13 protein-coding genes are annotated in these 10,450 nt (G+C 54.5%); 6 read left to right on the top strand and 7 right to left on the bottom strand.

Annotated elements, in window-relative coordinates; translation table 11 throughout:
• The first annotated feature begins 113 nt into the window (after positions 1-113).
• A complete protein-coding gene (locus MVK46_RS05025; RefSeq protein ID WP_297535551.1) occupies positions 114-827 on the top strand; it encodes an aspartate/glutamate racemase family protein in 714 nt (237 codons plus the stop codon).
• A 29-nt stretch (positions 828-856) separates the two neighbouring features.
• Here the strand turns inward: MVK46_RS05025 and MVK46_RS05020 are convergent, their stop codons facing one another.
• Positions 857-1,042 (bottom strand): hypothetical protein, encoded by a 186-nt coding sequence (locus tag MVK46_RS05020; protein ID WP_297535550.1) that lies wholly within the window; start codon positions 1,040-1,042, stop codon positions 857-859.
• 1 nt (position 1,043) lies between these two features.
• Positions 1,044-1,247, bottom strand: a complete 204-nt coding sequence (locus MVK46_RS05015) for a hypothetical protein (RefSeq protein ID WP_297535549.1) — start codon at positions 1,245-1,247, stop codon at positions 1,044-1,046.
• Between the two features lie 140 nt (positions 1,248-1,387).
• On the opposite strand from MVK46_RS05015, the gene MVK46_RS05010 reads away from it, so the two are divergent.
• Positions 1,388-1,801: a GbsR/MarR family transcriptional regulator gene (locus MVK46_RS05010; RefSeq protein ID WP_297535548.1), complete on the top strand. Its 414-nt coding sequence runs from the start codon at positions 1,388-1,390 to the stop codon at positions 1,799-1,801.
• Positions 1,802-1,849: 48 nt separating this feature from the next.
• Positions 1,850-3,232: an ADP-specific phosphofructokinase gene (gene pfkC / locus MVK46_RS05005; RefSeq protein WP_297535547.1), complete on the top strand. Its 1,383-nt coding sequence runs from the start codon at positions 1,850-1,852 to the stop codon at positions 3,230-3,232.
• A gap of 109 nt (positions 3,233-3,341) precedes the next feature.
• On the opposite strand, the gene xerA is transcribed toward pfkC, so the two are convergent.
• The 3 genes from xerA to sfsA are packed head-to-tail and all read right to left on the bottom strand — an operon-like array spanning position 3,342 to position 5,800.
• On the bottom strand, positions 3,342-4,175 hold the full coding sequence (xerA, locus tag MVK46_RS05000; RefSeq protein WP_297535546.1) for a site-specific tyrosine recombinase/integron integrase: 834 nt from the start codon (positions 4,173-4,175) through the stop codon (positions 3,342-3,344).
• Positions 4,176-4,185: 10 nt separating this feature from the next.
• The gene (locus MVK46_RS04995) at positions 4,186-5,046 is read right to left on the bottom strand and encodes a toprim domain-containing protein (protein WP_297535553.1); all 861 of its coding nucleotides are present in this window, start codon (positions 5,044-5,046) and stop codon (positions 4,186-4,188) included.
• 43 nt (positions 5,047-5,089) lie between these two features.
• Entirely contained in the window at positions 5,090-5,800 is a 711-nt protein-coding gene (gene sfsA, locus MVK46_RS04990; RefSeq protein WP_297535545.1) for a DNA/RNA nuclease SfsA, read from the bottom strand.
• A 133-nt stretch (positions 5,801-5,933) separates the two neighbouring features.
• Between sfsA and MVK46_RS04985 the strand changes: the two genes are divergently transcribed.
• Positions 5,934-6,980, top strand: a complete 1,047-nt coding sequence (locus MVK46_RS04985; protein WP_297535552.1) for a M42 family metallopeptidase — start codon at positions 5,934-5,936, stop codon at positions 6,978-6,980.
• Positions 6,981-7,046: 66 nt separating this feature from the next.
• Positions 7,047-7,739 (top strand): hypothetical protein, encoded by a 693-nt coding sequence (locus MVK46_RS04980; RefSeq protein ID WP_297535544.1) that lies wholly within the window; start codon positions 7,047-7,049, stop codon positions 7,737-7,739.
• Here the strand turns inward: MVK46_RS04980 and MVK46_RS04975 are convergent.
• Positions 7,695-7,961 (bottom strand): hypothetical protein, encoded by a 267-nt coding sequence (locus MVK46_RS04975; RefSeq protein ID WP_297535543.1) that lies wholly within the window; start codon positions 7,959-7,961, stop codon positions 7,695-7,697. The two genes, MVK46_RS04980 and MVK46_RS04975, sit on opposite strands and share 45 nt — an antisense overlap.
• A 39-nt stretch (positions 7,962-8,000) precedes the next feature.
• Here MVK46_RS04975 and MVK46_RS04970 point away from each other — a divergent pair, with 39 nt between their 5' ends.
• Complete coding sequence (locus MVK46_RS04970) at positions 8,001-9,923, top strand: helicase C-terminal domain-containing protein (protein WP_297535542.1); 1,923 nt, start codon at positions 8,001-8,003, stop codon at positions 9,921-9,923.
• Here the strand turns inward: MVK46_RS04970 and MVK46_RS04965 are convergent.
• The gene (locus tag MVK46_RS04965; RefSeq protein WP_297535541.1) at positions 9,913-10,272 is read right to left on the bottom strand and encodes an immunoglobulin-like domain-containing protein; all 360 of its coding nucleotides are present in this window, start codon (positions 10,270-10,272) and stop codon (positions 9,913-9,915) included. The genes MVK46_RS04970 and MVK46_RS04965 overlap by 11 nt on opposite strands.
• Positions 10,273-10,450 lie beyond the last annotated feature (178 nt).

Raw genomic sequence — 10,450 nt, 5'->3', positions numbered from 1 at the left:
GCCTCGTCCAGCTCCATGCTCCCACCCAAAGGAGAGTCCGGCCGATTGTATTAATCCCTTTTCAAAACCAAAGGTTTAATAGAGCCTCCGAGAAACCCAGAGGGGTGGAAGAGATGTACGGGTGGAGGGGACGACTCGGCCTGATAGTGCCGTCATCAAACACCACGATGGAGATGGAGCTTCACAATTACCTTCCCGAGGGCGTTTCGCTTCACACAGCCAGGGTTCCGCTCAGGAACGTAACGGAGGAAGAGCTGGTTAAAATGAACACTTTGGCAGTTGAGAGCGCCAGACTGCTCAGGGATGCGGGTGTTGAGCTGATACTCTACGGGTGCACGAGCGGTTCCTTCATCGGCGGAAAAGACTACGAAAAGAGGCTTGAGATGGAGATTGAGGAGGGCGTTAACGTCCCGGTAATAAGCACCAGCACCGCAGTGGTTGAGGCTTTGAAGATGCTCGATGTGAGGGACTTAATCGTGATAACCCCTTACACCGACGAGATTAACGCCCGGGAAAGGGAGTTCCTTGAGGCAAACGAGTTCTCGGTTCTCGACATACGGGGCCTCGGTCTTGAGGACAACCTGGAAATCGGCAGGCTGGAACCTTACACCGCTTACCGCCTCGCGAAGGCGAGCTTCACCGATGAGGCGGAGGCGATTTTCATAAGCTGCACCAACTGGAGGACCTTCGAAATCATCGAGACCCTCGAGAACGACCTCGGAGTTCCGGTGGTTACCAGCAACCAAGCCTCGCTCTGGCTGGCCCTGAGGGAGATGGACGTCATGGAAAAGATTCCAGAACTGGGGAGGCTATTCACGGAGTACTGATGAGGAGGGGCCAAAAAGTTCCCTTCTTTTCACTGTCCCTTGCCCTTAAGCGTCTCCATGCGCCCCTCCCCCAGCAGGCACCCTGTTCTCTCTGAGGTCACGATGAGCTTAGAACCTTTCTGCCTTAAGACCAGAACGCACTCCCCAAACTCCGACAGTTCCCTGGCTATTTTCTCTTCGTCCAAGTCAATAACAAAACGAGAGAGATACTTCACATCACTCACCTTGGGCAGAGGCTCCGGCAACGAGGACGGGCTCTTCTATGGGCTTGGCCTTGATGATTAACTTGCCTCCAACGTCCTTGACTTCCATCTCAATCTCGGAGATTCCCTTTCCGGACCCGCCTCCCAGAGCCTCCGCGAACTTCGCAAGGACCTCATCGCTTATCTCGGCCTCCATGTTGGCAACAATCTTTGCCATGGAACCACCTCCTGTAAGTTCTCAGAGTCTCTATGGTGTTCATACTATTTAACTTTTTCGGAACTTTTGGTTTGTTCGGTTTAAACTGAACAAACAAAACAAACGAAAGAGTTAAAAACGATTGGATTGAACAGAGGACCATGAACGACGATGAAAGGTTCTACGTTGAGAAGATGCTCGAGAGCTTTGGCTATCCCCCGGCCTCGGCCAGGATATACGCCCACCTGCTCTTCGCCGGGAAACCCATGACCATAACGGAGCTGGCGCAGGAAACTGGGCTCGGCAAGTCAACGGTTTCCACAGCGTTGAGGCTCCTAGAACACGATGGCCTCGTGTACTACACCAAACTAGGCAAGAAAAAACTTTACAAGGCCAGAAGTGCGTTTCATAAGCTTCTCCTCTTTCCCAACAGAATACTGAAAGAGTACGTCGTTCCCCTGAGAAAACTGCTGGAGGCGAATCCTGAGGGACGCGAGGAAATCCTGAGGGACATCGAGGAGTTCGAGAAGATAACAAGGAAGATAATTGAATTCCTTGAAATTGCTGAAGATTAGCGAAATTCTTTTAACCTCTTCTTCTTTACTCACCGTAGGTGATACATAGTGCTGGAGCTCCTCGATGAAACAAGGAAGCTGTCGATTTTCACGGCCTATAACACGAACGTTGATGCGATAATCTACTTAGACAGTGCCACGGTTCAAAGGCTGATAGACGAGCTGGGAGCCGAGAACGTCAGAAAGAGAATGGAGGAGTTCCCAAGAGAGATAAACGAACCCCTGGACTTCGTTGCAAGGCTGGTTCACGCACTCAAGACCGGCAAGCCAATGGAAGTTCCCCTCGTCAACGAGGAGCTTCAGGACTGGTTTGATTCTCACTTCAAATACGATGTCGAGAGAATGGGAGGCCAGGCCGGGATAATAGCAAACCTCCTTGCGAACCTCGACTTTAGAAAGGTCATCGTTTATACCCCTCACCTTGCCAAAAAGCAGGCCGAGATGTTCGTCCCGAAGACGAACCTCTTCTACCCCGTCGTTGAGAACGGAAAGCTCGTTCTGAAGCACCCCCGCGAGGCCTACCGCGAGAACGACCCCGTCAAGGTGAATCGGATTTTCGAGTTCCGCGCAGGCACGACTTTCAAACTGGGCGACGAGACGATTACAGTTCCCTACTCCGGCCGCTTCATCGTTTCTGCTCGCTTTGAGAGCATAAGAATCTACACGAGGCCGGAGCTTAAGCCGTTCCTCCCCGAGATTGGCCTCCAGGTTGACGGTGCTATTCTTTCAGGCTACCAGGGGATAAGGCTCCGCTATTCCAACGGGAAGGACGCGAACTACTACCTCAGGGAGGCGAAGAAGGACATCCTCCTCCTCAAGCGGGAGAAGGACGTTAAGGTTCACCTCGAGTTCGCCTCGATACAGAGCAGAGAATTGAGAAAGAAGGTCATCTACAACCTCTTCCCGCTCGTTGACAGCGTCGGCATGGACGAGTCTGAGATAGCCTACGTTCTGAGCGCCCTCGGCTACTCCAAGCTCGCGGAAAGGATATTCACCTACAACCGCATCGAGGACACCGTCTTGGGCGGAAAAATCCTCATCGACGAGATGAACCTTGAAGTTTTGCAAATCCACACGATTTACTACCTCATGTACATCACCCACGCTGACAACCCGTTGAGCGAGGATGAACTCAGGAAGAGCCTTGAGCTGGCGACGACTTTAGCGGCGGCGAGAGCCTCGCTCGGCGACGTCCGCTCGCCCGAGGACTTCAGGGTCGGTCTGAGCGTCCCCTACAACGAGCGCGGGGAGTACGTAAAACTACGCTTTGAGGAGGCCAAGAGGAGGCTTAGAACTAAGGAGTACAAGGTCGTGATAATCCCGACGAGGCTCGTTAAGAACCCGGTTTCAACGGTCGGCCTCGGCGATACAATCTCAACGGGAGCCTTCACGAGCTACCTCGCGCTGCTGAGGGGGAAGGGCGCGCTTTGACGTCTTCTTAATGTTTTCTTGTTCTCTAGAGGACCGTTAGGCTTGCCTTTGATTGGTACGGTATGCTGTACCAGTCTTTAAAAAGGGACGGTACTGCATGGTGCACCGCTCACTCAACCAGCCCCTCCAGAAGCCTCGCCTTCTCCTGGGCTTTCTTGAGATGCCCGACGGTAACCTTGGTGTAAATCTGGGTCGTTGAGAGGTTGGAGTGGCCGAGAAGTTCCTGAATGGCCCTTATGTCAACCCCGCGCTCGAGCATGTGCGTTGCGAAGCTGTGGCGAAGCCTGTGGGGCGTGACTTCAACGCCCGCCCTCTTCCCGTACTTTCTCAGGAGGTACCAGACGGTCTTCGTTGACAGTTTGTCCTTGCTCCTCCTCCGCTCCTCGACGAGTAAATATTCGCTCGAATCGGAGCGCGTTTCGAGGTAGGAGCGGATTTCCTCCACCAGAAACTCGGGAATCGGCACGACCCTGTCTTTCGCGCCCTTTCCACCGCGAACGACTATTATGCCCCTCTCCAGGTCCACGTCGCCTCTCTTCAGGTTGACAAGCTCGCTCACTCGCAAACCGGCCCCGTAGAGCAGGAGAACAATCAGCCTGTCCCTCTTTCTCATTGGAGGGATAACGGAGAGGAGCCTCTTCACTTCATCGCGCGTCAAAGCTTTAGGCAGGCTTCTCGGCACCTTCGGCGGCTTCAGCTTCTCCGCTTCCTCATCGTAGCCCTCGAAGCGGAAGTAGGCCCTCAAAGCCTGAATGACGAGGTTTAAGCTCCTGTTGGAGTAGCCCTCCCTCCTAAGCCTCGCCAAGAAGCGGAGGGCGGAGCGCGCGTTTATCTCTCCGCCCCATTCGAGGTATCTTCTGACGTAGTAGGAGTACATCCTAACGGTGTTCGGACTCTTGCCCTCGAGGTCAAGGTAGGTCTCAAACTCCTCTATAACGTCCATTGCTCAGCCCTTACTCAATCTCCTCCGGCTCTACTTCGGTATCAATAACCTCTGGCTCCTCCTTCCCGGGGGTTTCTTCCTCCTGCCGTGTGGGCTTCTCCTCCAGCCCCTCCTTGATTGCCAGGCTGAGGTAGACGGTCTTCATGAGCTCCTCGATAAGCTCCTTTTCCTCCGCGAAAATGTAGCCCTGACCGACGACAACCTTTCCGGCAAGGCCGAGCTTCTCAACAGCTATGGCGAAAATTCTCTCATCCGGAACGGGCTCGGCCGGGAAGAGGTTCGTCCAGGCCTCCTCAATCTTGACCGGCCTGCTCTTCTTGTCAAGGAGCCCCTTAAGCCCCTCGTTCTCGTTCCTGAGGCGAACGTACTCCGCATGCAGCTCCTCGTACTTCTTCTGGAGCTCCTCGTGCTCCCTGTAGAGGTTTTCGTATTCAGTGGCCAGCTGGTCGTATCGGCCTTTCATGTCTAGAAGCTGTTTTCTCAGCTCCATATACTCCGGGAGAACCTGGAGGCTCTTCAGTCCTGCTCTAACGAGGGCGTTTCTGAGCTCTTTCCTAACGAGTTCTACATCAACATGCTCAAGGTCGTGGCCGAGCGGAAGCTTCATCCTCTCGATGTGCCCGACCATCTCGCCGAGCTCGTTGAAGAGCCTCTCCGCCAGCTCCCTTCCTACGCGGTCGGCGTCGGTCGCTATGATGAGAAGGTCCGCTCCAGCGGCCGCGCTCTTGGCGATGTCTATGTTAGTCGTCGGAATTATCGAGGAAATCGTGATGTTGTATTCGCTTCCCAGGGCCAGCCCTTGAAGGGCTTTACTCACGACTTCGACGTCGCTTGCCCCCTCAACGAGAATCCTGACGTCAACTATCGCCATCTCCACCACCAACCTAACTTTTCTCACGGGTTTAAAACGGTTCTCATACCTCAACCTTGAGCGAGGGCCTTTCGAGGATTACCCTTCCGTCGGGGAGGAGTGAAATCGAGAGGGCCTCGATTCTAACCCCGGCCTTCTTCGCCTCCCTCAAAAGCCTCGCGAGTTCCGGGTCGCCCTTCTCATAGGGCCGGAACTTCTCGACGCCGGGCATCGCTCCGATGAAGATGATTATCGCGTCCTTTCCGGCTTTGACAAGCTCGATTAGCTCCCTAACGTGCCTCCGGCCGCGTAAAGTTGGGCAGTCGGGATACATGGCGTACTCACCCCTCTCGCCTCCCCTCAGGACGGCGCTCTTCATCTCGCCGTAGAGCTCTCCACCGGGACACTCAAAGAGGTAGTCGAGGCGGGAATTCCCAACGCGAACTTCCTTCCACTTTATCGAGCAGTCCTTCAGCCAGGGGACGAGGCCGAGCTCAACGGCCCTTTCAAAGGCCTTGGCCTGAGTCCGCGTGTCCACTATCGCTCCCTTTCCGTTCAAGTCCTCGAAGGCTATCAGAACGAAGTCGGTCTTTCCCCCGCTCTTGGGCGTGCAGAAGACCTTTCGTCCCGGAATCATGAACTCCTCCAAACGACCGGTGTTGGTGAGAAGGGCCCTTCTAATTTCGCCGTTCACCTCGACCAGAGCGACGAAGCGGTTGAGCCTCTCCACGAACTTACATGGAACCACGCCGAGCTTCAGCAGGACTTCCTTCATGGCCCTCTCTTTGAGTAATGAGATTATAAACCTTAGTCGCTCGGCTTCCCAAATCCGGCATTCAGTCGGGAGAATCTTTGCACACCTAAACCCTTAAAAGCCCATTACGATGACTATCTAAACGGTGGTGCCGATGGTGGACTTCGAACTGCTCAAGAAGATTGTTGAGGCCCCAGGAGTTTCTGGATACGAATTCCTTGGCGTCAGGGACGTCGTTATAGAGGCCTTCAAGCCCTACGTCGACGAGATTAGGGTGGACAAGCTCGGAAACGTCATAGCGCACAAGGAAGGAAAGGGGCCGAAGGTCATGCTCGCCGGACACATGGACCAGATTGGCCTCATGGTGACCCACATCGAGAAGAACGGGTTCTTAAGAGTGGCACCGGTCGGCGGCGTTGACCCGAGGACGTTGATAGCCCAGCGCTTCAAGGTCTGGATAGACAAGAACAAGTTCATCTACGGTGTCGGTGGAAGCGTTCCGCCGCACATCCAGAAGCCCGAGGAGCGCAACAAAGCACCGACCTGGGAGCAGGTCTTCATCGACATCGGTGCCGAGAGCAAGGAAGAGGCCGAGGAGATGGGCGTTAGGATAGGCACCGTCATCACCTGGGACGGTCGCTTGGAGAGGCTCGGAAAGCACAGGCTCGTCAGCATCGCCCACGACGACAGGATAGCCGTTTACACCCTCGTTGAGGCGGCGAGACAGCTGAGCGAGACCGATGCGGACGTTTACTTCGTCGCGACCGTTCAGGAGGAGGTCGGCCTCAGAGGAGCGAAGGTTTCGGCGTTTGGCATAGACCCGGACTACGGCTTCGCCCTCGACGTCACCATAGCGGCCGACGTTCCGGGAACTCCGGAGCACAAGCAGATAAGCCAGCTCGGAAAGGGCGTTGCGATTAAGATAATGGACCGCTCCGTCATCTGCCACCCGACGATTGTCAGGTGGATGGAAGACCTCGCGAAGAAGTACGAGATACCCTACCAGTGGGACATCCTCACCGGCGGAGGAACCGACGCAGGAGCCATACACCTCAACAAGGCAGGCGTTCCGAGCGGCGGCATAAGCATTCCAGCAAGATACATACACTCCAACACGGAAGTTGTTGACGAGCGCGACGTCGATGCCGCTGTCAAGCTGACGACCAAGGTCATCGAGGAGATTCCGAACCTGAAGCTTTGACGCTTCCTTAAATTTTATAAGCCTCTTCTCAAACTTTTCTTCAGCATTGCTCAAGGGTGTCCAGCGATGGAATCAAGGACGTCAGAGGTGCCTTTCTCGGCTGACTGGGAGGCCGTCAGGTGGGTTACATCGAAACCAAGGGAGCTTTTTCACTCCTTGCCCTTCGAGGCCGAGGTTTTCGGTGAGGAACCCTACGAGGTCAGGCTCAGGGTAAAGAAGCGGTTGCTCAGCTTCACTTTTACCGGAAGGCTCAACGTGGCCTTTGCTGAGTCAACTGCCACCTACGTGATGAAGGGCCCGAAGGGACTGCTGATTCTCTCGGCGAGCGTTGACGGAAGCACGCTGGTTTCAAGGGCATCGGCAGACCTGGTTGAGCGGTTCGTGGGGAAAAAGCTCGAGGCCCTCGTTAGGGGCTTTGCTCTAGCGGTCTGCCGGTTCTCGGAGAGCTACCGCAGAATAGTTGGGAAGATTCTGCCGATGGGTGAGAACGAGTTCTACGTTCGAGACCTCTGGGAAGGGGACATTCCCCACCTCATAAGGTACCTCCGCTTTGCGCTCGGGAGGAGGAGCTTCACGCTCGTCGGCGAGGGGAGGGGAAAGTTTAGGGTCGAGGCGAAGGACGGCATCGTGAGAAGTTTTGAACACACGGACTCCTCGGGGAGCGCCATAGTTGAGGTGAACAAACCTTTTCTCGACGTTGGCGAAGACGATTTTTCAGGTCTCGGCATCTCTGGGGAGTACATCGTTAGACTTCTCTGAGGCCTCGGTTTTCTTCATGAGCTTCACGTACTCGTAGGCAAAGAACGCGGCCCCCATGGCAATCCCGCCGAGTTCAAAGGGCCACCTGCTCGGCAGGGGTAGACCCCTGTGCCAGTTCCTGAGGAGGTAGTTCTGGTAGAGGAAGAGGTATCCGAGCCACGCTATTATTAAAGCCTCAACGCCGTATTCCACCAGCTTCCTCTCCCGCTCTTCCATTTTCATCACGGGAAAGGTTAAAAGCGTGCCGTTAAAACTCTTTCCATGCAGGAAATTGACCTCCAGTATTTCCCCTACGAGTCCCTTCGACCCAATCAGAGGGAGTTCATAGAACTCGCCAGGAAGACAGTTGAGAGGGGAGAAAACGCCATAATCGAGGCCCCTACGGGGTTCGGTAAGACGGTGAGCATTCTGGCGGGGGTTCTGCCCGTCGCGAAGGAACTCGACCTCAAGGTTCTCTATCTGGCGAGGACTCACAGGCAGATGGACCGCGTTATCGAGGAGCTTAAGGCGATAAACAGGAAGGCGAGAGTTTCAGGGGTTGAGCTTAGGAGCAGGAAGGAGCTGTGCCTCCACAACTACCTGAGGCAGTACACGAGCGATGCCTACACCGCTATGGTCGTCTGCAAGAACCTGAAGAAGCTTGGAAAATGTGAGTTCTACGAGAACGAGAAGAAGAAAAAGACCGAGTTCAACGAGCTGGTCAATTTTTTCCTCGAAGGCCCGGCTCATCCCTCTGAAATCCTGAGCTACGCCGAAACCTTGGAGCTGTGCCCCTACGATTTAACGAAGAGGATAGCCGAAAAGGCGGACGTCATAGTTGCGAGCTACCTCTACGCGGTAAGCCCGACGATAAGGGAGAGCCTGATAAGCTCGCTAGGGATTGACTACTCCGACCTGATAATCGTCTTCGACGAGGCTCACAATTTGCCGGACCAGGCGATTTCCGCTTTGAGCGACAGGCTGAGCATTCACACAATCAACAGGGCGATAAGAGAGGCCGATGAATACAGGGAAAACGAGATAGCAAACTTTCTTAGCATACTCGGTAGGGGCTTGGAGCTACTCTTCAACGAGAAGCTCGCCGAGAGAGAAGTTCAGGAGACGCCTATTCAGCCCGAGCTGGTCTTTGCTCATCTCATAAGAACCCTTGGGATAAGCGAACGCTGGCTCGTTAAAACGCTGAACGAGATGGTCTCAATCGGAGAGGCGATAAGGGAAGACCGGATAGGGAAGGGCAAGCCACCAAGGAGTTACATAGGCCGCGTCGGAGAGTTCCTGCTCCTCTGGTTCTCGCTCATTGGAAGGGAGGACTACCTCTTTCTGCTCAGCAGGGAGAGTGGCCTTAGCCTTGAGCTTGTGGCTTTGGACCCATCAAAGGCACTGACGTTTCTTCACGAAGTTCACAGCGCGATTTTCACCTCCGGAACGCTCACCCCCCTTGAGGCCTTCAGAGACGTTATGGGGGTTGAGAAAGCTACCCTCAAGAAGTTCCCGAGAATAGTTAGAAGGGAGAACGCCCAGGTTCTGGTTGCTAAAGACGTCTCGACGCGCGGTGAGGAGCGCTCGCTCCAGGTTTACAGGAAGATGGTGGACTACATCGTCGAGGCGGTTAAGCTAATCCCCAAGAACGTCGGCGTCTTTACGGCCTCCTACGAGGTTCTCCAGGGTCTCCTTTCGGCCAACCTTGAGGTCAGACTTGAGGAAACGGGGAAGGCGATATTCATTGAGCGGCAGGGGGCAAGCTCCGCCGAGAACGACGCGATGGTTGCCTCGTTTAAAGCCCACGCGAAGGGCAACGGAGCGGTTCTGCTCGGTGTAATGGGCGGGAGAAACAGCGAGGGGCAGGATTACTCAGGAGACGAGATGAACGGAGTCATACTGGTCGGGATTCCCTACGCGAGACCCACTCCGCGCGTTCAGGCCCAGATAAGGTACTTCGAGCGGAAGTTCCCGGGAAAGGGCCGTTACTACGGCTACTACCTGCCGGCCCACAGGAAGCTGGTTCAGGCAGCGGGTAGGGTTCACCGCTCTGCGGAGGAGAAGGGCTCGATAATAATCCTCGACTACAGGGTTTTGTGGAGGAGCGTTAAGAAGGACTTCCCGGACTGGATGGTGGAAACTATGAGGCCCGTTGATTTAGCGAGGATGAGACTTTACCTGAAACAGTTTTGGTCTAAACCCTGAACTCCTTCTCGACCCTAACCTTGGCCCCGTCCACGTAGACGACCTTAACAAGCTTGTAACGTCCCGGAGGCAACTCAAGGGGAAGAACCTGCTCCACGGTCTCGCCGGGAATCAGAACTATCCTTCTGTCCAGAAAAACTATTCCCGTCTCAATCCTCCGCCAGAAACCGGCGTGTTCGTACAGTTCAACTCCGTTGTCCACCTCAACCTTTGTCGCATTTGGGTTTGTAATTCGAAGGATAACCCTACCCCTCTCAACCTTGACATCTATGTCAAGTTCAACTTGGGGTGGAGCCGCCGCGTTGATGACACCAACGTTATCCTTTGAGGGAACCTTAACTATCTTCATCAAGATGTACCTTTGCATTCTTTCAAATAAACTTTCCGGAGAAAGCTTTGCACAGCCTTTGGGAAAGGCTGGCGAAAGGAGTACCCTTCTTACCCATAGCAAAAAGCCAGTTGTGCACTGTTCGAGTGCAAGTTCAGAAGGAGTTTAATATCAAAAAGATTTTTTAAGCAGTTCCAAT

The organism is Thermococcus sp., assembly GCF_027066465.1.
Taxonomy (GTDB): Archaea; Methanobacteriota_B; Thermococci; order Thermococcales; family Thermococcaceae; genus Thermococcus.
The sequence above is the reverse complement of the archived record's forward strand: the minus strand, read 5'-3'. Positions and strand labels throughout refer to the sequence as shown.